General features: G+C 72.4%; 18 protein-coding genes. 5 read left to right on the forward strand and 13 right to left on the reverse strand.

What is annotated here, in order from left to right:
* Positions 1–4: 4 nt before the first annotated feature.
* The 9 genes from AB0G15_RS07105 to AB0G15_RS07145 all read right to left on the reverse strand — a co-directional run bounded on the left by AB0G15_RS07105 (position 5) and on the right by AB0G15_RS07145 (position 11,721).
* Positions 5–481: a hypothetical protein gene (locus AB0G15_RS07105; RefSeq protein WP_362836219.1), complete on the reverse strand. Its 477-nt coding sequence runs from the start codon at positions 479–481 to the stop codon at positions 5–7.
* Positions 482–544: 63 nt separating this feature from the next.
* Positions 545–2,329: an NAD+ synthase gene (locus tag AB0G15_RS07110; RefSeq protein WP_362836221.1), complete on the reverse strand. Its 1,785-nt coding sequence runs from the start codon at positions 2,327–2,329 to the stop codon at positions 545–547.
* A 253-nt stretch (positions 2,330–2,582) separates the two neighbouring features.
* A complete protein-coding gene (locus tag AB0G15_RS07115; RefSeq protein ID WP_362836223.1) occupies positions 2,583–2,906 on the reverse strand; it encodes a hypothetical protein in 324 nt (107 codons plus the stop codon).
* 317 nt (positions 2,907–3,223) lie between these two features.
* Positions 3,224–5,347 carry a sensor histidine kinase gene (locus AB0G15_RS07120; RefSeq protein ID WP_362836225.1) on the reverse strand — a complete coding sequence of 708 codons (2,124 nt, stop codon included), beginning with the start codon at positions 5,345–5,347 and terminating at the stop codon, positions 3,224–3,226.
* Between the two features lie 2 nt (positions 5,348–5,349).
* Complete coding sequence (locus AB0G15_RS07125) at positions 5,350–6,831, reverse strand: BTAD domain-containing putative transcriptional regulator (RefSeq protein WP_362836227.1); 1,482 nt, start codon at positions 6,829–6,831, stop codon at positions 5,350–5,352.
* Between the two features lie 85 nt (positions 6,832–6,916).
* Complete coding sequence (locus tag AB0G15_RS07130; RefSeq protein WP_362836229.1) at positions 6,917–8,851, reverse strand: sensor histidine kinase; 1,935 nt, start codon at positions 8,849–8,851, stop codon at positions 6,917–6,919.
* Between the two features lie 275 nt (positions 8,852–9,126).
* Positions 9,127–10,152, reverse strand: a complete 1,026-nt coding sequence (locus AB0G15_RS07135) for a terpene synthase family protein (protein ID WP_362836231.1) — start codon at positions 10,150–10,152, stop codon at positions 9,127–9,129.
* A gap of 71 nt (positions 10,153–10,223) precedes the next feature.
* Positions 10,224–10,769: an EF-hand domain-containing protein gene (locus tag AB0G15_RS07140; protein ID WP_362836233.1), complete on the reverse strand. Its 546-nt coding sequence runs from the start codon at positions 10,767–10,769 to the stop codon at positions 10,224–10,226.
* 34 nt (positions 10,770–10,803) lie between these two features.
* Positions 10,804–11,721 carry a hypothetical protein gene (locus tag AB0G15_RS07145; RefSeq protein ID WP_362836235.1) on the reverse strand — a complete coding sequence of 306 codons (918 nt, stop codon included), beginning with the start codon at positions 11,719–11,721 and terminating at the stop codon, positions 10,804–10,806.
* A 193-nt stretch (positions 11,722–11,914) separates the two neighbouring features.
* Here AB0G15_RS07145 and AB0G15_RS07150 point away from each other — a divergent pair, with 193 nt between their 5' ends.
* Entirely contained in the window at positions 11,915–13,276 is a 1,362-nt protein-coding gene (locus AB0G15_RS07150; protein ID WP_362836237.1) for a glutamine synthetase family protein, read from the forward strand.
* 105 nt (positions 13,277–13,381) lie between these two features.
* On the opposite strand, the gene AB0G15_RS07155 is transcribed toward AB0G15_RS07150, so the two are convergent.
* Positions 13,382–14,182, reverse strand: coding sequence for a phytanoyl-CoA dioxygenase family protein (locus AB0G15_RS07155; RefSeq protein ID WP_362836239.1), 801 nt, complete (start codon positions 14,180–14,182; stop codon positions 13,382–13,384).
* A gap of 461 nt (positions 14,183–14,643) precedes the next feature.
* On the opposite strand from AB0G15_RS07155, the gene AB0G15_RS07160 reads away from it, so the two are divergent.
* The gene (locus AB0G15_RS07160; RefSeq protein WP_362836241.1) at positions 14,644–15,378 is read left to right on the forward strand and encodes a hotdog fold domain-containing protein; all 735 of its coding nucleotides are present in this window, start codon (positions 14,644–14,646) and stop codon (positions 15,376–15,378) included.
* An 83-nt stretch (positions 15,379–15,461) separates the two neighbouring features.
* Here the strand turns inward: AB0G15_RS07160 and AB0G15_RS07165 are convergent, their stop codons facing one another.
* On the reverse strand, positions 15,462–16,325 hold the full coding sequence (locus AB0G15_RS07165; protein WP_362836243.1) for an alpha/beta hydrolase: 864 nt from the start codon (positions 16,323–16,325) through the stop codon (positions 15,462–15,464).
* 168 nt (positions 16,326–16,493) lie between these two features.
* On the opposite strand from AB0G15_RS07165, the gene AB0G15_RS07170 reads away from it, so the two are divergent.
* The 3 genes from AB0G15_RS07170 to AB0G15_RS07180 all read left to right on the forward strand — a co-directional run bounded on the left by AB0G15_RS07170 (position 16,494) and on the right by AB0G15_RS07180 (position 21,848).
* Positions 16,494–17,204: a type 1 glutamine amidotransferase gene (locus AB0G15_RS07170; protein WP_362836246.1), complete on the forward strand. Its 711-nt coding sequence runs from the start codon at positions 16,494–16,496 to the stop codon at positions 17,202–17,204.
* Between the two features lie 261 nt (positions 17,205–17,465).
* Entirely contained in the window at positions 17,466–20,447 is a 2,982-nt protein-coding gene (locus AB0G15_RS07175; protein WP_362836352.1) for a bifunctional [glutamine synthetase] adenylyltransferase/[glutamine synthetase]-adenylyl-L-tyrosine phosphorylase, read from the forward strand.
* A 162-nt stretch (positions 20,448–20,609) separates the two neighbouring features.
* Positions 20,610–21,848, forward strand: coding sequence for a hypothetical protein (locus tag AB0G15_RS07180; protein WP_362836248.1), 1,239 nt, complete (start codon positions 20,610–20,612; stop codon positions 21,846–21,848).
* Between the two features lie 36 nt (positions 21,849–21,884).
* On the opposite strand, the gene AB0G15_RS07185 is transcribed toward AB0G15_RS07180, so the two are convergent.
* Together AB0G15_RS07185 and AB0G15_RS07190 are read right to left on the reverse strand one after the other, a co-directional pair.
* Complete coding sequence (locus AB0G15_RS07185; RefSeq protein WP_362676744.1) at positions 21,885–22,721, reverse strand: LLM class flavin-dependent oxidoreductase; 837 nt, start codon at positions 22,719–22,721, stop codon at positions 21,885–21,887.
* A gap of 50 nt (positions 22,722–22,771) precedes the next feature.
* Positions 22,772–23,323: an NlpC/P60 family protein gene (locus tag AB0G15_RS07190; RefSeq protein WP_362836250.1), complete on the reverse strand. Its 552-nt coding sequence runs from the start codon at positions 23,321–23,323 to the stop codon at positions 22,772–22,774.
* Positions 23,324–23,378: the final 55 nt, after the last annotated feature.

Below are 23,378 nucleotides of genomic sequence, written 5' to 3' on the forward strand. Positions count from 1 at the left end.
GTGATCACCGGATTTCAGGCATGCAGTCGGTCTTTCCGATGATCTCTACGTTGGGTTGAGAATCCTGCGCGATCAGGATAACGGTAATCCCTGGGTCCTTTTTGTGTAGAACGCCGATGGTCCGCCCGGGGCGCGCCCAACTGGATTCCCGGTCGACTTCGTAGCCGATTTTTTTAAGCTCTTCCATGAAGAGCAGGCTGAACGATTCGACGCGTTGGGCCGGAGGGGCCGGGCTGTCTTCGCTGAAATCACTGCTGAGTTCATAAGAGCGAAGGGCGGTTTCGTCTTTGGCGCAAACCGCGAAGTCGCTTTTTTCCTTGCCGGTCCTGTCGACTGTTTTTTTGTTTGTCGTCGGATAGAAGGCGGCAAGCTTTTTCATGTCTGTGGCCAGCACCTGGGCGGCCTCGTCGAGGGTGGGGTGGCTATTCGTGCACCCGGCCACCAGTAGAAGCAACAGGGCACATCCCGCGATATGACGCACCCTGTCGACTGTACTGATCGTTTCCCCGGCGGGGGAGCCCGGCGGCCGGAAACGGTCCGGGTGTCAGGTGGTGGTCTCGCGCCAGCGGTTGGTGATGGGGAGGCGGCGGTCGCGGCCGAAGTTCTTGGGGGTGATCTTCGGGCCCGGGGGATACTGGCGGCGCTTGTACTCGGCCAGGTCGACCAGGCGGATCACCCGGGCGACCAGGGCCGGGTCGTGTCCGGCGGCGACGAGCTCGGCGGAACCCATGTCCTTCTCGACGTAGTCGTCCAGCAGCCTGTCCAGGATGTCGTACTCGGGCAGGGAGTCGGTGTCGCGCTGGTCGGGGCGGAGCTCCGCGCTGGGTTCCTTCTCGATCGAGCTCTCCGGGATCGGCGGCACCGCGAACCCGTGCAGGAACTCGCCCGACCGGCCCGCCTGGGCGTTGCGCCAGCGCGCCAGCTCCCAGACCAGGGTCTTGAGCACGTCCTTGATGGGGGCGAAACCGCCCGCCGAGTCGCCGTAGAGGGTGGAGTAACCGGTGGCCAGCTCGCTCTTGTTGCCGGTGGTGAGGACGAGGTGGCCGTGCTCGTTGGACAGGCCCATCAGGATCATGCCGCGCACCCGGGCCTGGAGGTTCTCCGCGGCCAGGCCGGAGAGCTCGATCTCCTTCTCGAAGCCGCTGACGATGTCGGCGATCGGCACGGTCCTGGCGTTGATCCCCTGCCGGTCGACCAGCTCCCGGGCGTCGCTCACCGAGTGGTCCGAGGAGTAGCGGGAGGGCATCAGCACCACGTGCACCCGCTCGGGGCCGATGGCGTCGGAGGCGATCGTGGCGGTCAGCGCCGAGTCGATGCCGCCGGACAGGCCGAGGACGACCGACCGGAAGCCGTTCTTGGCGACGTAGTCGCGGACCGCGAGGACCAGTGCCGAGTAGACCTCGGCGGTGTCGTCGAGGTGCTCGGCGATTGTGGGGGCCTGCGGCTCGTACGGCTCGACGGGGCGGGCGGACAGCTCCAGCCGCTCCACCGTGATCACGGTGCCGTCGCCGGCGTCCACCTGGAAGGTGCCGAGCCCTCCGTACCTGGCCTCGGGCAGCTCCAGGTCCGTGATCAGCAGCTCCTCGGAGAAGCGCGCCGCGCGCGCGACCAGCTCGCCTGAGGCGGAGACGACCAGCGAGTCCCCGTCGAAGACCAGCTCGTCCTGGCCGCCGACCTGGTTGACGTAGGCGAGGGCGCATCCGGCCTCGCGGGCGCGCCTGGCCACCAGCGCCAGGCGTACGTCGTCCTTCTCCTTCTCGTACGGGGAGGCGTTCGGCACCACGAGCAGCCCGGCTCCGGCCTCGCCCACCACCGCGACGGGGCCGCCCTCCTGCCAGAGGTCCTCGCAGACCGCGATCGCCACGTCGACGCCGTGCAACCGGAAGATCGGCAGGCGGTCGCCGCGGACGAAGTAGCGGTACTCGTCGAAGACGCCGTAATTCGGCAGGTGGTGCTTGGCGGTCTTGACGACCACCCGGCCCCGGTGCAGCAGCGCGGCCGCGTCGAGCGGGGCGCCCTTGGGCTGGCCGACGCGCGGGGCGAGCCTCGCGCGGTCCACGTAGCCGACGACCACGGGGATCTCGCCGAGCCCCGCCTCGTCCAGCCGTCGCGCGGCCTCCTCGATCGCGGCGATCGACGCCTCCACGAACGAGGTGCGCAGCACGAGGTCCTCGACGGGGTACCCGGTCAGGAACATCTCGGTGAAGACGACCAGGTGCGCGCCGCGGCCGGCGGCGCGGCGGGTCCACTCGACGAGCCTGTCCGTGTTGGCGGCCAGGTCACCGACGGCGGGGTTGCTCTGGGCCAGGGCGATGCGGAGTTGAGCCACGCGGCCATCCTATTGGGGCGCGCTCGGAGCCCGCCGTGCAGGCGATTTCCCCCGGTCGCCCCCGGTCGCCCCCGGCCGCCGCCGGAGGAGCGCGGACGTCCTGAGGTGACCGCCCGCCGTCGCCGGGCGGGCGTGAAGCCCCCCGTGGCACGGAGGTCGCGAGCGACCGTTCCGATCGGGAGGCCTCACCTCTGACGTCACACGACGTCAGATGATGTCGGAGAACGCCGGTGACGTGTTCTCGGTTCGCCGTTCAGCAGAAGCGGGCGTATCCGGCGTCGTAGCCGTCCAGCCAGCCCTTGTCGTAGTCGCTGGGCGGCCCGATGTAGCTGCGCGACCTGCTCCTGCGGCAATCCTGGGCGGCGGCCCGGTAGCCGTCCCTGTATCCCCGCCAGTAGTCCCTCGGGTTTTCCGCCGATGGGGCCGGGTCCGTCACGGCCTCTTTCTGTGAAATGTCCGCCGTCACGCCCGGCTCGGGATCCGGCGTGGCCGATGCCTGGGAGGACGAGGCCGGTCCGAGGGTGAGCGCGGTGAGGAGCGCCGCCCCGAGCACCATCGGCTGTCGCTTGCCGTACATGCTTTTCTCCTTCGATCGGGCCGCGAGCAGAGCTCGCTCGACGGCCGTGATTAGGGGGAAAGATATAAGGCAAGTGGTTCGGGCTAAAGGACCGGACTACTCATTTGCTTATTTTCGGAGTAAGTTAAGAAGGATCTGATTTTGCCTATTTTTTGTTTATTTCGGTAATTTTCGAGAAGTCGTGGTTTCTCGCTGGACATGAGCATCCGTCGCCGGGTGAACCCTAAAGGCACGGTGAGATCCGGGTGTGATCGGAGACGGGCGAAGGAGTGTCCGGCACCGGGCGGCCGTACGATCGGCGGCGAGGGCGAGAAGGCTCACGGGCGGCCCGCCGTGATCGGCGCGGCCGGGATCGGCAACACGGCCTCCACGACCGTCCCGCCGCCCGGGGCCGCCCCGATCACGCAGGTACCGCCCAGTTCGGCGGCCCGCTCACGCATGGAGAGCAGCCCGACCCCCGAGCGCGGTCCCGAGGGCAGGCCGCGCCCGTCGTCCTGGACGCGTACCACCAGCGACTTCCCGCGCCGCAACGAGATCACCGCGGAGCCGGCCCCCGCGTGCTTGCGGACGTTGGTGAGTCCCTCCTGCGCGATGCGGTACGCGGCCACCTCGGCCGCCGCGGGCAGATCCGACAGGTCGCCCTCGGTCTCCACCGCGACCCGCGGCGTGCCCTCCTGCGCCAGGGCCCTTACGGCTCCCACCAGGCCGAGTTCGTCGAGGGTGGGCGGGCGCAGGCCGTACACCAGTTCCCTGATCTCCTCGCTGACCGCGTCCATGCCGCCGCGCAGGTCGAGCAGGAGCCTGTCCGCCGAGGCGGGGGCGGTGCGCAGGCTGATCCTGGCCATGTTGATCGACATGGCCATGTCGGTCAGCGCGTGGCCGAGCCCGTCGTGCAGGTCCCGGCGCAGGCGGCGGCGCTCCTCCTCACGGGCGGTGAGGATGCGCTCCCGGGAGCGCTGCAGGTCGGCGGTCATCCGCACGGCGTGCGCCACGTCGGCGACGTACGGGACGGCCGCGGCGATCAGACGGCCGTTGTGCGCGGCGGCGAACCTGCGGGGGCCGGGGGAGCCGAGGAGCAGCCGCCCGACCGGCTCGCCGTGCCAGACCAGCGGTACCCGGCGCGGCGCCGGGCCCAGCAGGCCGACCTGAACCTGCCTGGCGCCGGGCTCGTAGACCTCGACGGCGACGCCGGTGACGCTCAGCCCGTCCTTGACCACGGCGGCGACGGCGGCGAGCGCGTTGGCCGGCTCGGTCTCGCGGACCTCCCTGGCCAGGCGTGTGGCGAGCGCCTGCGGGTCGCCGTGCGTGCCGTACATGAGCCGGTCGACCAGGCTCCTGAGCCGGTGCCGGAGCGGCTGGAAGACGACCCCGGCGAGCAGGGCCGCCACCAGGCCGCCGATCCGGTCGTACCCCGACAGCGCCAGCCCGGCGACCGCGCCGACCGCGTACATGGCGCTGACCGCGGCGATCAGCCCGGCGGCGACGAAGGCGCGGCTCACCACCGTGTCGATGCCGTAGAGCTGGTAGCGCAGCACCGAGAAGACGATGGCCCCCGGGATCAGCCCGGTCCAGATCGTCCCGGCCAGCCACCAGGCCGGACCGGCGAGCAGGAAGGCGACGTAGACGGCGAACGCGAAGACCGGCCAGGCGATCTGGCGGCGCAGCTCGGGGCCCGCCCGCCGGAAGCGCAGCACCAGGGAGACCAGCGCCAGGACCGCGAGGACCGAGATCAGGACGGCGGTGACCCCGCGCGCCGCCATGTTGTGGGAGGCGAGGAAGTCCACCGCGAGCGGGTTGGGGATGACCCGCGGCCAGGGGTAGAGCGCCGGGTCGGGGTCCGGGCGGGTGAGGTTCAGCAGCATGTCCACCGAGAACACGACCACGCCGGCCGCCGCCAGCGGCCACCACCGCCGCGAGGGCAGCCGGCCGTCGGGGGAGTACAGCGGGAACAGGATCGCCAGCAGGAACCCGCCGACCGCCTTTCCCGTGACCATGCTCAGGCGGAGGTACCCGGCGGACTCCATGTCGCCCGCCGCGGCGAAGGTGAACGTCGCCGCCTCGGAGAAGGAGTTGACCGCGCACATCAGGCCGCCCGCGCACATCAGCCACGCGGTGGCCGGACGCGAGCGGTGCGCCAGCAGGAAGGCCCCCACCACGGGGAACGTCAGTCCCGCCGCCAGGTCGGGCGTGGCCGGCTGCTCCGGCTGCCACCCGGGCGGCAGGTCGAGACGCAGCACGAGGCCGACCACGGTGAGTCCGACCGACAGGAGCGCCGCCGAGAGGGCGGCGAGCCGCGGCGGGGAGCGCAGCAGCCCGCGTGCGAGCGAGGTGACGGGCCAGGCGGGGGCGCCCTCGGTCACGGTGACCGCGTCGACGACCCGCCTGGGCACGCCACCGGTGCCGTCGAGCACCCGGCCGCGGCCGCGCTGCCGCAGGGACATGGCTATCTGCCCACGTCGCCGGGGTTGACCAGCCCGGACTCGTACGCGGTGACGACGAGCTGGGCCCGGTCGAACAGCCCGAGATGGTCGAGCAGCTTGACCACCGACTGCGAGACCGACCGCTCGGGGACCGCCAGGGTCGCCGCGATCTGCCGGTTGGTCAGCCCCCGGGCGACCAGTTTCATCAGGTCGAGTTCCGTGTCGCCGAGACCGGCGAGGCCGGGGGGTGCCGACGGGTCGGTGCGCCCGGCGAAGGCCGCGATCAGGCGGGTGGTGACGGCGGGGTCGATCAGCGCGTCACCGGCCTGCGCGGCCCGCATCGCGGTGATGAGCTGCTCGGGCGCCGACGTCTTGAGGACGAACCCGCTCACCCCGGCCCGCAGCGCCGCGTAGAGGTTGTCGTCCGTGCCGAACGTGGTCATCATCACGACCTTCGGCGGCGCCGCGTCGGCCAGGATCCTGCGCGCGGCGGTCAGCCCGTCCAGCCTGGGCATCTGGATGTCCATCAGTACCAGATCGGGGGAGGTCTCCCTGACCACCGTGATCGCCTGCTCCCCGTTCTCGGCCTCCCCGACCAGCTCGAAACCGGGTTCGCTGTCCAGCACCACGCGCAGGCCGGTGCGGACCAGCGCCTGGTCGTCCACCACCACGACCCGCAGCCCCGGCAGCGCCCGCTCCTCGGCGGGCGTCACGCGCGCCGCCGCCGGTTCCGCGGCCCGCACCGGCTCCGCGGGCGGATGGAGATGAACGGCCTGGGCCAGCATGTCGGACTCCAGGCGTTGCAGGGTGGCGCCCAGGTCGAGGCCGAGCTCCTCGCGGAGCATCGTCCTGGCGCGCCGGAGCGCGCCCAGCGCGTCCCCCTGCCTGCCGTTGCGGTACAGGGCCAGCGCGAGCAGCCGCCAGGCCTCCTCCCGCAGCGGATGCGCCGAGGCGTGCGCCTCCAGGTCGGCGACCAGGGCGCCGGAGTGCCCCAGCAGCAGCCCCGCGTCGGCCCGGCGCTCGATCGCGATCAGCCGCAGCTCCTCCAGCCTGCCCGCCTCGCTCACCGCCCACGGCAGGTCGGAGAACTCGGCCAGGGCCGGGCCGCGCCAGAGGGCGAGGGCCGCCTCCAGGCGATCCCACACCTCGGCGGGCTCGCCGCTCGTCTTGACCGCGCTCTCGAAACCCCAGGCGTCCACCTGGCCGGGCGAGGCGCGCAGCGCATACCCCGGCGGGGCGGAGACCAGGACCTCGGCCTCCTCCCGCGGCGCGCGGCCGGGTTCCAGGGCGCGCCGCAGCCGCGACACGTATCCCTGGATGGTCGACAGGGCCTGGGCGGGAGGCTCGCCGGGCCACAGCTCGTCGATGAGCACGGCCACCGGGACGGCGCGGCCACCGGCCACGAGGAGCCGGGCCAGCACCGCCATCTGGCGCTGGCCGCCGAGGTCGAGTGATGTCTCACCATGAAGGGCCTGGAACGGGCCAAGAGCACGAAATGTCAGCATTGCAGGCGCAAGGGTAGGGCTACCTGGACCAACGTCATAGGGCAATACTCACCATCGTTCGCGAGCCGTAAGAAATCATCGGTGGTCAGATCTTCACATTCAAGTTCACCGGCAGTATCGCCTCGACCACGGTGCCCCCCTCGGGAGGCGTCGTGATCACGCATGTCCCGCCCAGTTCGGCGGCGCGCTCGCGCATCGACGCCAGCCCGACCCCCGAGCGGCGTCCGGGAGGGACGCCGATCCCGTCGTCGCGCACCCGGATGCTCAGGTCGTTCTCGCCCCGCTCCAGCGACACCCGCACCGTCGCGGCCCCGGCGTGCTTGCGCGCGTTGGTCAGCGCCTCCTGCGCGATCCGGTACGCCGCGACCTCGGTCGCGGCGGGCAGGCCCGGCAGCTCGCCCTCGACCTCCACGGCGACGCCGGGGCCCGCCATCTCCGCCACGGCCCCGGCCAGGCCGAGGTCGTCCAGCGCCGGCGGCCGCAGGCCGTACACCAGGTGCCTGATGTCGCTGGTGACGCTGTCCATGCCGGAACGCAGCTCACCGAGCATGCGCTCGGCCGTCTCGGGGGAGGCGCGCAGGGAGAGCCTGGCCGCGTTGATGGACATCGCCATCCCGCTGAGCGACTGGCCGAGACCGTCGTGCAGGTCGCGGCGGAGACGGCGGCGCTCCTCCTCGCGGGTGGTGACGATCCGCTCCCGGGAGCGCCGCAGCGCGCCGACCAGCCGGACCGCGTGGGCGGCGTCGGCCACGTACGGCGTGAGCGCGGTGATGACCCGCTCGTTGTGCGCGGCAGGCAGGCGCCGGGCGCCCGGCGGGCCGATGAGCAGGCGGCCGACGGGCTCGCCGTGCCAGACCAGCAGGATGTCGCGCGCCACCTCCTCCAGCGTCCCCGCCGTCGCCTCCTCCGGCCAGCCGTCCTGGAAGCGCACGCCCGTGCCGGTGACCGCCAGGCCGTCGCGCAGCACGTCCAGGGCCGCGGCCAGTCCCCCCGCGGGATCGGTGCGCTGGAGCCTGCGCCCGAGCTCGGCGGCGAGAGCCACCGGGTCGCCCCTGCCGCCGTACAGGAGGCGGTCGGCGCCGCGCTGGAGCAGCCGCCGCATCGGGTGGAAGAACGCCCCCGCGCAGAGCGCGGCGACCAGGCCGCCGATCCGGTCCACGTCCGACAGGAACAGGCTGGAGGCGGCGCCCACCACCACGTACACCCCGCCGATCACGCCGACCAGGCCCGCGCCGACCAGCGTCCTGGTGATGAGCGTGTCGATCCCGTAGAGGCGGTGCCGCAGCACCGAGAAGGTGATCGCGACCGGGACCAGCGGGATCGTGAACGACGCCAGCCACCACACCGGGTTGCCGACCACCCAGGGGACGATCACGGTGGCGAGCGCGACCAGCGTCCAGAGGATCTGCCCGCGCTCCTCGCGACCGGCCCGCCGGAACCGGGCGGCCAGCGAGGCGAAGGCCAGGATCATCATCGCGTTGGTGAGCATGTCCAGCGAGAACCGCAGGAAGCGGGGGGAGGAACCCATGGGCCGCTGTCCGGAGAGGGGCATCAGGTCCGTGACGAGCACGTCGGCCGCCAGGACGGCGACGGAGCCCCAGACCAGCGCCCGCCAGCGCGGGGAGGGCAGTTTCCCGTCCGGATAGAGCAGCGGCAGCAGCACGACCAGGAAGAGGATGGTCAGCTTCCAGCTCACCCCGGCGACCGCCCGGATCGCCTCCGGCAGGACCGTCCACTCTCGCGCGGCGTCCAGGAGCGCGAGGTTCACCGTGAGGCTGTTCAGCGCGGAGCACAGGCCGCCCAGGCAGAGCAGCCAGCCGATGACCAGCCGGGGCCGCTGGAACACCAGGAGCGCGCCGAGGACGGGGAACACCGCGCCGGCCACGTCCTCGGGCGCGAACGGCAGCGGTGTGTAGGAGGGCTGCGGGAGCTGTGCCGTGACCCAGATGTTGACGAACTCCATCGCCACGGACGCGGCGGCGGCGAGCACCGCCGCGATCCGCCTCTGGGCGGGCGTCACCCTCGGGATTCCCCGGTACAGCCCGCGCATGATGGTTTAGGCCCTTCATTTCGTGCTTGAAGGGACCCTAACCGGCGCAGACCGCAATTTAATCAACGAGCGATCAACGCGGGCCGGAGGTCGTACGACGCATCGGAACCGCTTCGCCCGTCGGCTCCCACCCGCCGCCCCCGCCCGGGCACGTGCGCGCGGGCGGAAGCGGCACCAGGCCAAGCTGGAGAACGCCTTCACCGAGACGGGCACGTGCGCGCGGGGGGAAGCGGCCGGTCACCGGGTCACGGCACGTCGTACCGGCTGGACTCCAGGAGCCATTCCAGCTGGGCCCTCGGCGCCGTGAGGAAGGCGCACGCGACCTTGCTGACGTCCCTGGCCTGGCCGGTCGAGAACCCGAAACGGTCGAACAGCGCCGGAAGACGCCGCGCGGAGGTCCGCAGGTCCTCGGCGCGGGCGGCGATCCGGTCGTTCACCCAGGCGACGGCTCCGGTGTCGGAGAGGCCGAACGCGGTCGCGGCGACCGTCACGTAGTTGTGCACGTCGCCGTTGGCCCGTTCCTTGTGGTGTGAGGCGACGTCGTTGCACCAGGCGGTGACGTCGTTGCAGGCGTCCACCAGCGTCCGCCAGGTCGTGCTCTCGCGCAGTCCCGCGGGCACCTCCACCCCCAGGCAGGGCTCCACCAGGTCGAACAGGTAGGGGCCTGCGGTGCCCCGCCGCAGCCGCGGGTACTCGGCGGGGGAGGGCACGCGGCCCGCGCAGCGGTTCTCGGCCTCGGTACGGCAGGCCTCGCCCTGCGCCGCCAGCCCCGCCAGGAACCGGTGCCGCCAGCGGGTGCTCATCCGCCCGGTGGTGGCCTTCCAGAGGTCGCCGAAGGCCAGCTCGACGGGCGAGGAGGCGTGCGCGGGCGCGCGTGCGACGAGGTCGAGCCGCGCGAAGGTGGCTTCGACGATCTCGGCCGCGCGCCCGGCGGGCTTCTCGTCCCACTCGTCGTCGAAGTGGAACAGCCAGGTCAGCCATTTGGCGAACAGCAGCGCCGGTTCCACGCCGAATCCGCAGAAGGCGCGGCCGGCCATCCGCTCGAACCCGGCGCCGGGGGGAGGTTCGAGCCCGACCTCGCGGGCCCAGACGGCCAGCTCGGTGCCGATCAGGTCGACCGAGGGGTGCATCGGGCACGGTGCCGACATCACCGGCACGAGCTCGGTGAGGGGCAGCAGCGCCGCCGCGGCCACTCCCGAGGGCTGCGGCGGCTCCGGATGACCCGGTGTTCCGGCGGGCGCGGCGGACGAAGAGGACAGGGAAAGTGACATGGAGGGTGGCAAGGTCTGTGGGTGGGGTCGGGAACGGGTGAGGGGGTCGCCGAACGTTGGGGTGAGCGCCACTACAGCGGACCGAACAGCCAGTTGCCGGCCACTTCCGGATCGGCGCTCGTGTAGAACTGCCGGGTCGCCTCGACCAGCTCGCCCACGGACACGACGCCGTCGCCGTCGCCGTCGAGCCGCTCGAAGGTGGCCCGCACGTCCTCGCGCGCGGTGCCGAACGCGGCCATCATGGTCCAGAACTCCTCCGGCCCCACGGCCCCGTCGCCGTCGGTGTCGCACAGGCCGGCCACCGCCTCGGCGGCGGGCGCGAACACCGCGTCGAAGTGGTCGCCCTCGATGAACGCCGAGGTCATGCCCGCGCGGAACTCCTCGGACGAGATGGCGCCGTCGCCGTCGGCGTCGATCTCCGCGGCCAGGGTCCGCCAGATCCCCTCGAAGCCCTGGGCGAGCCTGTGACCGGCCGGGGAGGTCGGCGACTCGCCGAAGCCGACGAGGATCCGGGCACCGAGGCCGAGAAGGTCCTCGCGCTCGATCGATCCGCTGCCGTCGACGTCCATGTGCCCGAAGGCACGGTCGAGCTTGTGATTGAGGAGCATGGTGCTCATCGTTACTCCAGCATTACTTGTAGAAATCGAACCGTTACCCTAAGTGACGATAGCGAGGTGTTTCCAGGAGCCACTCCAGGTAAGCCCGGGGGATGGTCAAGAAAGCGCATGCCACCCCCGTCACCTCACGGGAGGCGGCGAAGCCCAGGTCGTGCCGCTCCGTGAGCGCGGGGATCGCGCGGGCGGCCGTCCACAGCTCCTCCATGCGGGTGGCGACCCTGTCGATGATCCACTCTTCGGCCTCCCGATTGGAGCGTTCCAAAAAAATGGTGCCCGCATGGCCGTGTCCGGCCACCGCCTCCTCGCACCGGGCGGCCACGTCGCCGCTCGCCTCGACGAGCGCCCGCCACTGCGGGCTCCGCCCCACCGGGGCCGGCACCTCCACCCCCAGGCACGGCTCCACCAGGTCGAACAGGTAGCGGCCGAAGGCGTCCCCGCACGGCTCCGCGGGTGTTCCTGGGGAGCACGGCTCCGCGGGTGTCCCTGGGGAGAGGGCCGCGGGTGGCTCGCGCGGCAGGATCGCCTCGCGCTGGGCGGCCAGCCCGGCCGTGAACCGCTCGCGCCACGCGCCGCTCATCCTCGGCGCGCACGCCGCCCAGAGGCCGGAGAAGGCCCGCTCCAGCGGTGCCGGCCCCGGCTCGCCGCCCGCGGCCACGGCGAGGACCGGGGTGAGGGCCTCGGGAGCCCGGCGCAGGCATGACATCCAGGTCAGCCAGCGGGCCAGCGCCGTGACCGCGCCGGTCTCGCAACGGGCGAACGCCCGCCCGGCCAGCCGGGAGGCGGCGGGATCGGGGTCCAGTCCGGCCGCGTGCGCCCAGTCGGCCGCCGCGGCCTCGACCAGGTGTATCGACGGATGGACGGGGCAGGGCATCGCCAGTGCCGCGAGGCGTTCGGCGAGCCTGGCCGGTGGCGGGACCGCGTGCGGTGATCCGTGAACTTCGGTACGCGTCATCGTTTCCCCCCGGATCGAACTTCCAGCGGCTCCGGTCGCACACTGTAGGAGGGGAGGGGGGCCGGCACGCGGAGGCGCGACGGTCGGGATGCCACATCTCACCGTTCTTCCTCGTAACGTGTGCGAAACACTGAGAGGGCAAACTGGGAGACCACTAGGCGTGTTGCGGCACGTCGGCAATGAAGGAGAAGCCTTGGACCGCCAGCAGGAGTTCGTTCTCCGCACCCTTGAGGAGCGCGACATCCGGTTCATCCGGCTGTGGTTCACCGACGTGCTCGGGTTCCTGAAGTCGGTGGCCATCGCCCCGGCCGAGCTCGAAGGGGCCTTCGCCGAGGGCATCGGCTTCGACGGCTCGGCCATCGAGGGCTTCGCCCGGGTCTACGAGTCGGACATGCTCGCCAAGCCCGACCCGTCGACCTTCCAGATCCTTCCCTGGCGCAGCGAGACGCCGGGCGCGGCCCGCATGTTCTGCGACATCCTCATGCCGGACGGCTCGCCCTCGCACGCCGACCCGCGCTGGGTGCTCAAGCGCACCCTGGCGAAGGCCTCGGACATGGGCTTCAGCTTCTACACCCACCCGGAGATCGAGTTCTTCCTGCTGAAGAACCGGCCGGAGGGCGGCGAGCGGCCCGAGCCGATCGACGGCGGCGGCTACTTCGACCACACCCCGCACAGCTCCGGGCACGACTTCCGGCGCAACGCGATCATGATGCTGGAGTCGATGGGCATCTCCGTCGAGTACAGCCACCACGAGGGCGGCCCCGGCCAGCAGGAGATCGACCTGCGCTACGCCGACGCGCTCACCACCGCCGACAACATCATGACCTTCCGCCTGGTCATGAAGGAGGTCGCGCTGGAGCAGGGCATCTGGGCGAGCTTCATGCCCAAGCCCTTCACCGAGCACCCCGGCTCCGGCATGCACACCCACATGTCGCTCTTCGAGGGCGACCGCAACGCCTTCTACGAGCCCGGCGCCGACTACCAGCTCTCCAAGATCGGGCGGTCCTTCATCGGCGGCCTGCTCACGCACGCCGCCGAGATCACCGCGGTCTGCAACCAGTGGGTCAACTCCTACAAGCGGCTGTGGGGCGGCGCCGAGGCGATCGCCGGAGCGGGCGGCGAGGCCCCGAGCTACATCTCCTGGGGCCACAACAACCGCTCCGCCCTGGTCCGGGTGCCGATGTACAAGCCGCACAAGGGCGGCTCGACCCGCATCGAGTTCCGCTCGCTCGACTCCGCCTGCAACCCCTACCTCGCCTTCGCCGTGATCCTCGCGGCCGGCCTGAAGGGCATCGAGGAGGGGTACGAGATGCCCCCCGGCGCCGAGGACGACGTGTGGGCGCTGACCTCGGCCGAGCGCAGGGCGCTGGGCATCCAGCCGCTGCCCCAGTCGCTGGACGAGGCCATCGCGGTCATGGAGCGCAGCGAGCTCGTCGCCGAGACCCTCGGCGAGCACGTCTTCGACTACTTCCTGCGCAACAAGCGCGCCGAGTGGAGCGAGTACCGCCGCCAGGTGACGGAGTTCGAGCTCGGCCGCTACCTGCCGGTCCTGTAAGACCAGGTCAGAATAGTTCTTACATCGTAAAGGGTGTGGGGCCGGACAGCGATGACCCGTCCGGCCCCACACCTTTTCAAGAACGAAGCATGTCCGCCCGGCGCCTCAGCCGGTGCCGTCCCCGTCCGGGCCGGGGGTGGCCTGTCCCAGGCCCCGGCGGATCGCGATCTCCACGGGTGAGTACGCGCCGTCGGCCCGCTCCAGCTCGTACGGCACGGCCGGCATCAGCGGCGGCTGGGCCATGAAGCGCGGCCGCACCCCGTGGTGCGGTTGCGCCGCGTGCACCAGGAACGGATGGCACAGGAAGACGTCGCCCGGGGAGCCGGTGGCGAGGGCGAGCGGCCGGTGGCCGGACGCCGCCACCAGATCGGGCGCGAGGACCAGCCCGCTCGCCCCGTCCTCCCCGTACCTCTCCAGCACCTTCGGCACGTCGAGGTGTGAGCCGACCCGGATCCGGGTCGGGGCGTCCTCCTCGCCGACCTCGCTGAACAGGAACAGCATCAGCAGCGCCCGGCCCCGGGAGCGCAGATTCGTGAAGTACCAGCTCTCGCCCTCCGGCAGGTAGCTCCCCTCGATGTGCCAGCCCGCGTCGTCCGGCTCCTCCTCGTGCGGGAAGCGCAGCGGGAACGTGCCCAGCGAGTAGCGCGGCTCCCAGCGTCCCGCGCCGACGAGCAGGTCGTACGCGTGCTGCAGGAACGGGGAGTTGGGCGCGGCGGCGAACGGCCCCTGCGCCATGCCGGCCACCCAGTGCACGGGCTGCGTCCACGTCGCCGGATCGTCCGGGTCGCAGCCCGTCTCCCGCCACAGCAGCCGCGCGCAGTCCGCGGCCACGCGCGGCGCGACGGCGCCCTCCAGCTTCACGAAGCCGTCGCGGAGGAAGCGGGATACCAAGGTCGTGTCATCCATGCCCCCATCGTGTGGCGACACCGGTCCCGATCGCCCGACATTCTCCGCACCGCCTTTGTCGGGTGTTCGCCGAGTCCCTTCCCGCTCCTCAGGGATCGGAGGCGACCGTCCTGCGCTCACAGGACCACCTCGCCGGCGTGCCGGGCGGGAACACCCCGGCACGCCGGCCGTCCGCGAGCAGGGCGAAGCGGTCGCACCGGGCATCCGGCGGCGGGTGACGGGGGCCGGCACCCCCGCCTGTGGCCGCGATCGGGGTGGGGGTGTGACGGAGTGTGCCGCGTTCTTTCCGGAACGTGTGATCCGGGACCGCCCGCCGGACGTCATACCGGTGTTACCCGCGGCTAACGAGGTCGTCATCGATCCCGAGTTGGCTGTATGTACAAGCAGTCCGGTAAAATCGGTCGGTCCGATTAACGTGATTTCTGAGGATTGATCGCCATAAAGGCGACAGGAGGTGCGGCATGACGACGACGTCCGAGCTGCAGACCGTGCTGACCGTTCCGGCGCGTTTCCGTGGTCCCGAGGGCTCCGCGAACGGCGGCTGGATCGCGGGTACGGTCTCGGAGGCGTTGCACGGCTCCCGGCACGACTCGGCCGTCGAGGTCACGCTGCACGCACCCACCCCGCTGGACACCGAGCTGTCCCTGGGCCACCTCGCCAACACCGCGACCCTCACCCACGGTGAGAAGCTCCTCGTCGAGGCCATCACGGTCGCCGAGGAGTTCGACGTCCCGGACTTCGTGCCCTTCAACGAGGCCGCGAAGGCCGAGGGTGGTTTCGCCGGCCTCGCCGGGCACGCCTTCCCCGGCTGCTTCGCGTGCGGCCTGCGCGATCCCGGCGACGGCCTGCGGATCTTCCCCGGCCCGGTGCCCGGCACCGACCTGATCGCCGCCGGCTGGCGGGTCCCGATGACCATCACCGACGCGGACGGCATCGTCCCCGACGCGATCCTGTGGGCCGCCCTCGACTGCCCCACCGGCTGGGCGCACTTCGGGCCCGGTGAGTTCGCCCTGCTCGGCCGCCTGACCGCGCGGATCCACCGCCGGATCTATCCCGGCGGCACCTACTCCGTCGTCGCCCGCGCCACCGGCCGCGAGGGCCGCAAGCTCTTCGGCGAGAGCGCCGTCTACGAGACCGACGGCACCCTGGTCGCCGCGGCCAAGGCCACCTGGATCACGCCCGCCCAGGCCGGCTGACCCGCGCCCGGTCCGGCCGGCTCCCGCCGGTCCCGCGACCGGCGCCGCCCGGCGCCGGGGGTTCGGCGGGAGCCGCCGGGGGCTCAGCGGGAGAGGTGCTTGGCGACCAGCGAGGCGCAGCGGTCGTCGAAGAGGATCGTGTAGTGGTTGCAGTCGTCGAGCACCTCGTCCTCCAGCGCGGGCAGCCGCCTGGCCCACGCGGCGGCCAGTTCGTCGGGCAGCATGCCGACCGGCTGGTTCAGCAACCCCCGCGGGGCGCGCAGCAGCGACAGGGGCGAGGTGATCGCGCGCAGCGCCGCGCCGACCGTCTCGCCCTCGGTGAGCATCCACCGGCCGTCCTCGCGGACCGGTTCCCGCCGCACCCGCGAGCGCACCGCCCCCTCTGGCCCCGACGCGTCGTAGCGGACGTACTCCTCCGCCTCCTCCGTCCACGCCTCGGCGAAGGCGGGGTGGGCCCTGAAGAAGTCCAGGTACGCGCCGACGCTGGGGAAGGTCTGGTCCAGCCGGGCGAGGGCCGGGCCGAGCGTGGCCTCCAGGACCGCGCCGGGGTCGGCGCCGGGGGGCAGCGGTATCGGGAGCCCGCCGTCGATCAGCACCACCCTGGCGTAGTCGTGTCCCGCGGCGGCGAGGGCCGCGACGTAGGCGCCCATGGAGTGTCCGGTGAGCACGATGCCGGACTCGGCGCCCACGGAGCGGGCGACGAGGTTCACGTCCTCGGCGTGCGCGGCCAGGCCGTACGGGCCGGGGAGCCCGGCGCTGTGGCCGCGGCCCCGCAGGTCCATCGCGACCAGCGACCACTCGGCGGGGAGCCGGCGGGCGACGCCGGCCCAGGCCTGCAGTGAGGCGGTGATGCCGTGCACCGCCACGATCACGCGGGGCCCGGTGCCGAAGCGGGCGACACGCAGCGCGCCGCCGGGGACCTCGACACCACTGAGGACGGGGTTCATCGGTTCTCCTTGGACATGAAGCCCCGCCTCCGGTTCCGGCGGGGCTGATGCCAAGGTGGCGGGTGCCCGTGCCCGAGGTCAATGTCCACGGCCGACATGAAGCGCGGCGGTCTCGTATGCCTCGCCCGCCCTGACCGCCTTATGCCCATATAAGCCCATAATTGCCGTATGAGGATTACCGTCATCGAGCACGAGGCCGACGCGGGGCTCGGATTCCTCGCCGGATGGCTTTCCGGGGCCGGGGCCGTCTGCGAGGTCGTCCGGCCCTACCTGGGCGAGGCCGTGCCCGACCGGGCCGCCGAAGGGCTGATCGTCCTCGGTGGCGAGGCGGCGGCCTGGGAGGACGAGCGGTGTCCCTGGCTGCCCGCCACCCGCGACCTGATCCGCGCCTGTGTCGAGGAGGGCGTGCCGACCCTGGGGATCTGCCTGGGGGCGCAGCTCATGGCGCTCGCCTGCGGCGGCGCCGTCGGGCGCGGGGAGCACGGGCTGGAGGTCGGCGTGACCGAGGTCGTCCCGCTGCCCGCCGCCGCGGCGGATCCGCTGTTCGCCGGCCTCGGCCCTTCCCCCGCCGTGCAGTACCACCGTGACGCGATCACGGAGCTCCCCCCGGGCGCGGTGCCGCTGGCCACCGGGGACCCGTACCCCAACCAGGCCTACCGGCTGGGGGAGAGCGCCTGGGCGGTGCAGTTCCATCCCGAGGCCACCCCGGAGATCTTCGTCGGCTGGACGGCCGGCTCGGCCGACGTGCTGACCGGCCTGGGACACTCGGTCGAGGAGCTCAACGCGCACGCGAAGGAGAGCGAGGCCGGCCTGGTCGCCGCGTGGAAGCCGCTCGCCGAGCGGTTCGCCGCCGTCGCCGGGGCCGTCCAAAGCGCGTGACCGCGCGATTACGGTGCGAATCCGCTAACGACGCCGCACAGTTTCAGGATTAGCGTGTGCGGCGACGCTCCGAACGCGCGGGACGCGGGCCAGGGCGGGGATCCGGAGGCAGATCGCGCCGATCCCGCCCATCCGCCGGGAGAACCGGGGTCCACGGACCGCGGGGAGCGTGCACCTTTGATCGCTCGGGGTAGGGACTGAGGAAGGGCACCCGTGCTTGTGATCGAGGAACATGGAGGGTCGGTGGAAACCGTGCCTCGGATGCAGACGACCGCCGGGCGCCTGGCGAGGCTCGGCTTCGCCGACGGCGCCAGGGCCGAGCGGCTGCTCGACGAGCTGGGTCCCGAGGCCGTCGGTGACATCGACCTGCTGACCTCGCTGGTCGCCGCGGCCGACCCCGATCTGGCGCTCACCTCGCTGAACCGGCTGGCCGAGCAGGATCCCAGCGTGCTCGGAGCGCTCCGGGCCGACCCCGGCCTGCGCGCGCGGCTGCTCGGCGTCTTCGGCGTCAGCGCCGCGCTCGGCGACCACGTCGTCAGGCACCCGGACCACTGGCGCCTGCTCGGCGGGGCACCGGACACGGACCGCCCGACCGCGGAGGAGCTCCGCGCGGAGCTGCTGCTCGCGGTCGGTGCCGAGCCGGACGACCCCGAGCCGAGGGCCGCCGACGCCTCCACCGCCACCCTGTCGGCGCTGCGCGCCGCCTACCGGGGCCGCCTGCTCCACCTCGCCGCGCGCGACGTCACCGGGGTCGTCTCGCTGCCCGGGGTGACCGCCGAGCTGTCCGACCTGGCCGGGGCGGCCCTGGAGGCGGGACTCGCCGTCGCCAGGTCCGAGCACCCCGAGGCGGGGTCGGTACGGCTCGCCGTCATCGGCATGGGCAAGTGCGGGGCACGCGAGCTCAACTACATCAGCGATGTCGACGTCGTCTTCGTGGCCGAGCCGCGCGAGGGAGGCGACGGCTCCCTCGACGAGCACGCGGCCATCAAGCTCGCCACCCGGCTGGCCCAGGGCATGATGCGCGCCTGCTCGACCAGCACCCCCGAGGGGGCGCTGTGGGAGGTCGACGCGGCGCTGCGCCCCGAGGGCAAGGCCGGGCCGCTGGTCCGCACCCTCGCCAGCCACCTCGCCTACTACCGGCGCTGGGCCAAGACCTGGGAGTTCCAGGCCCTGCTGAAGGCCAGGCCGGTCGCGGGCGACGCCGAGCTCGGCCAGCAGTACGTCGCCGCGATGAACGAGATGGTCTGGCAGGCCGCCACCCGCGACAAGTTCGTCGAGGACGTCCAGGCCATGCGCCGCCGGGTGGAGGCCCACGTCCGCGGCGGCGAGGCCGACCGCCAGCTGAAGCTCGGGCCCGGCGGGCTGCGCGACATCGAGTTCGCGGTGCAGCTGCTCCAGCTCGTCCACGGCCGCCTCGACCCGCTGCTGCGGAGGCGGGCCACGCTCCCCGCGCTCGGCGCCCTCTCCCGCGGCGGCTACGTGGGCAGGGACGACGCCAAGGCCCTCGCCGAGGCGTACACCTTCCTGCGCCAGGTCGAGCACCTGATCCAGCTGCACCGGCTGCGCCGCACGCACGTGGTGCCCGAGGGCGACGGCGACCTGCGCCGCCTCGGGCGGAGCCTGGGCATGACCGCCGACCCGGTGGGGGAGTTCACCACCAGGTGGCGCCGGCACGCCATGGAGGCCAGGCGCCTGCACGAGAAGCTGTTCTACCGGCCGCTGCTGCAGGCCGTCGCCCGGCTGCCCGAGTCGGAGGCCCGGCTGTCCACGGCCGCGGCCAAGGCCCGGCTGGAGGCGCTCGGCTACGCCGACCCCGGCGGGGCGCTGCACCACATCAGCGCGCTGACCACGGGAGTCTCCCGCCGTGCCGCGATCCAGCGGACCCTGCTGCCGGTCATGCTCGGCTGGTTCGCCGACGCCCCCGACCCCGACGCCGGTCTGCTCGGCTTCCGCCAGATCTCCGACAAGCTCGGCTCCACCCCCTGGTACCTGCGGCTGCTCCGCGACGAGACCGCCGTGGCGTCGCGCCTGGCCAGGATGCTCGGCACCAGCCGCTACGTGACGGGCCTGCTGATGAACGCCCCCGAGGCGGTCGCGATGCTCGGCTCGGACGCGGAGCTGGCCCCCAGGCCCGTCGAGGCGGTGCTGTCCGAGGCGCGGACCGTGGTGGCCCGCCACCCCGGGGACGCCGAGGGCGCGGTGGCCGCGGTCAGGGCGCTGCGCCGCAGGGAGCTGTTCCGCACGGCCGTCGCCGACCTATCCGGGATCATCGGCATCGAGGAGGTCGGCCAGACGCTGTCCGGGCTCAACGACGTGACGATCCAGGCCGCGCTCGACGCCGCCATCGACAAGGTCGAGATGGAGCGCCGCACCCCGCTGGGCACGAGGTTCGCGGTGATCGCGATGGGCCGCCTGGGCGGGATCGAGTCCTCGTACGGCAGCGACGCCGACGTGATGTTCGTGCACTCGCCGCTGGAGGGCGTGCCGGAGCGCCAGGCCACCGAGACGGCGTTCGAGGTGGCCAACGAGCTGCGCCGCCTGCTGGCCCTGCCCGCCCCCGACCCGCCGCTGCTCATCGACCCCGGCCTGCGCCCCGAGGGCAAGGCGGGTCCGCTGGTCCGTACCCTGGCCTCCTACGCCGCCTACTACGAGCGGTGGTCGTCGCCGTGGGAGTCGCAGGCGCTGCTGCGCGCCCGCTTCTCCGCCGGGGACGCCGAGCTCGGCGTCGGGCTGCTGCACCTGGCCGACCCGCTGCGCTACCCCGAGGGGGGCATCTCCGACGCGGCCGTGCTGGAGATCCGCAGGCTCAAGGCCCGGATGGAGGCCGAACGCCTTCCCCGCGGCACCGATCCCGCGCTGCACACCAAGCTCGGTCCCGGCGGGCTGTCCGACGTGGAGTGGGTGGCCCAGCTCATCCAGCTCCGGCACGCGGGGGCGCGGCCGTCGCTGCGGACCACCCGCACCCTGGAGGCGCTGGGCGCGGCGGTCGCGGAGGGTCTGCTGTCCGAGGCCGACGAGGCCGTGCTCGCCGAGGCGTGGCGGTTCGCCTCGCGCATCCGCGACGCCATCGTCGCCGTCAGGGGCCGCGCCTCCGACGCGATCCCGGTGGACGCCCGCGAGCGCACGCTCATCGCCCGCGCCCTCGGCTACCCGCCCGACGGCACGGAGGACTTCGTGGACGACTACCGCCGCGCCACCCGCCGCGCCCGCCGGGTCGTGGAGCGCGTCTTCTACGAGGACTGACCCGCTTCCACGGGGACTGACCGGTTTCCGCGAGGACTGGACCGTTTTCACGGGGACCGGCCCGCGCGTCCGTTCGCGCGGGCGTCCTCCCGGTCACGAAAACCGACCTGTTTTGGATGATCGCGTTGCGCCGCCGGGGGCGTCCGTGTATCAACGGTCCGGGTGATCCTTTTGATATCCGTTTACATTGATCTGGCCATCGGCCTGATCCTGGCCTTTCTGCTCCTGTCGCTCCTGGTGAGCGGGATCAACGAGGCCTTCGTCCGGCTGCTCGGGATCCGCAGCAAGTTCCTGTGGGCCTACCTCAGGGACACCCTGGACGGCTCGGAGGACGGCAGGTCGTGGATCCCGTCGAAGATCGCCGACGTCTTCGCGAAGCTGCCCTTCTCCAAGGACGATCCGCGCCCGGTGCACAGCTCCGACCCCGCGCCCGCGGTGGTCGAGCCGATGCGGGTCGACGCGGCCACGGTCCTGGCCGCCCAGGCGGCCGCGGAGAGGGGCTCGGAGGAGACCTCCGAGGGGGTCGCCCCGCAGAGCGCCGCAGGGGAGGCGGGCGCCGGTGGCTCTCCCGATGCTCCCGCGGACGGTGCTCCCGCGGACGGCGGGCCCGTCGCCGGGGAACCGCCGGAGAGGCTCGCGCCGCCGGTGGACATGACCGCGCGGCTGTACGAGCGGCTGCAGGAGATCGACCATCCCAAGGGCGCCCGTACCAGCATCGCCAACATCCCGCCCGAGCGGTTCTCCGGCGCCGTGATGGAGCTGGTCGCCGCCGAGGAGGGCGGGATCGACGGCCTGCTCGCCAAGCTGGAGGCCATCAACAGCCCGCTCGCGGGCCACCTCAAGGGTGTCTGGGAGGGCGCACAGCGGGACCTGCCGAGGTTCCGCAAGGGCGTCGAGGACTGGTTCAACGGGGAGATGCAGCGCCTGTCCACGCTCTACGCCCGCTACGTGAAGTGGGTGGTGTTCGCGCTGGGCGTGGTGCTGACGCTGGCGTTCAGCATGGACGCGCTGGAGTACGGCAAGACCCTGCTGCGCGACAACGCCTACCGCGCGGGGGTGAGCGCCATCGCGGGCGGCGGCGGGGACGGGTACGCCGCGCTCAAGGACAAGTGCGCCGGTGGCGAGATCGGTCTCGCCGAGCCGTACCAGTGCGTGACCGAGTCCCTCAGCTCCCCGGCGCTGGTCAAGATCTTCGATCACGCGATCGTGAGCATCACGATCCCGCCCGACGGCTCCGCCGACCCGTCCTTCCACTGGAACGGCGGAGCTTGGTGGGACCGGCTCGTCACTCCCGGGCACTGGCCCGGCTACCTGCTCACCATGGTCGCGCTGCTGTTCGGCGCCTCGTTCTGGTGGGACGTCCTGCGCCGCCTCACCGGTGTCCGGGGCGACCGCTCCTAGCCCGCGACGGCCGTTCCCGGCCCACGGCGACCGCTCCTAGCGGAGCTCCGCCAGGAGCAGGTCGACCTGGGGGAGCGGGTCCGGTCCGTACGGGCGGACCACGACCGTGCGGGCACCCGCCTCCCACAGGGATCTGACCTGGTCGGCGGCCTCCTCGGGAGAACCGGCCGCCATCACGACCTCCTCCGGGGCGACCTTCAGGAAGCCGGCGGAGCCTTCGGCCAGGCCGGCGACCACGGCGCGGTCGTCACCCACGTAGAGGTTGACGAAGACGACCATCTCGTGATCATCCTCGCCGGTCAGCTTCAGGGCCGCCTCGATCTGCCGGGGACCGACCCCCTCGGGCAGGATCGTGCCCTGCGCCACCCGTCCCGACAGCTCCAGCGAGCGGGGTCGTACCACCCCGGCCAGCACCGGCGGCACGACGGCGGGGGGATGCACCAGGCTCACCCCGTCGAGCCGCACGGCCCTGCCCTGGAGGGTGACCGTCTCGCCGCGCAGCAGCCCCCGTACCGCCGTGATGGTCTCCTCCAGCAACGCCAGCGGCGAGGGTGCGAGGACGCCCACCTGGCGCATCCAGTCCTGGACGCCGTGCCCGATGCCGGCCGCGAGCCGGCCCGGGTGCAGCCTGGCCAGGTTGCCCAGCTCCATGGCGAGCAGGGCCGGGTTGCGCAGCGGCGCAGGGGTGATCCCGATGCCCACCCGCAGGCGCTCGGTGACGGCGAGCGCGGTGGCCGCCGACGAGACGGCCCCGGTCCAGCCGAGATCCTCCACCACCCAGACGTCGTCCACCTCGGCCGCGTCCAGATGGCGGCAGAAGGGGATCAGTGACTCGGGGGGAAGGTCACGGTCGAACATGACGCCCAGGCGCATATCTCTCCTAGTGAACGGCGGGAGTTCCCGCTGTGCCGGTTTCGCGGCACTCAGCTGACTCCCAGGTAGCGGAAGTATCCGGCGAGGTCGTCCAGGGCGGTGACGCGGTCGATCCGCACCTCGGTCCCGGTCCTCAGCGCGTTGATCATCTTGCCCCGGCCGACGTAGACGCCGACGTGGTGGGTCCTGACTTTACGCTTGCCGACCTTGCCGTAGAACACGAGATCTCCCGGCCTGGCCACGGCGGCCGGGATCCTCTTGAGCCGCCTGACGTGGTCGTCGGTGTTGCCCGGTCCCAGCACGTCGCGCCCGTAGGCGAGGTGGTAGACCCAGCGGGCGAGACCGGAGCAGTCGAGGCCGCGGGTCCTGGTGGCGGGACAGGGCTTGATCGATCCCCGGTACCCCAGGCAGGTGCCGAAGGAGGGGCCGGGGTCCTCGTCGTGGCCGCCGCCCCAGGAGTAGGGGATCTCCCCGCCCCGCCAGCCGGGCTGGTGCTGACCGGCCTCGATCGCGTACGCGATGGCGGTGATCCGGTTGAGGGTGACGGGCAGGGGCGGCACCATGGGGGCGGCGTTCAGGAGCAGGAACGTTCCCGCGAGCACGACCGCCGCGGCCTGCCCGCGGCGCCGGTGAGGGCCGGGACGCCGGGGGAGACGA

The sequence above is a fragment of the Streptosporangium sp. NPDC023825 genome (assembly GCF_040639575.1).
In the GTDB taxonomy this organism is placed as follows: domain Bacteria; phylum Actinomycetota; class Actinomycetes; order Streptosporangiales; family Streptosporangiaceae; genus Streptosporangium.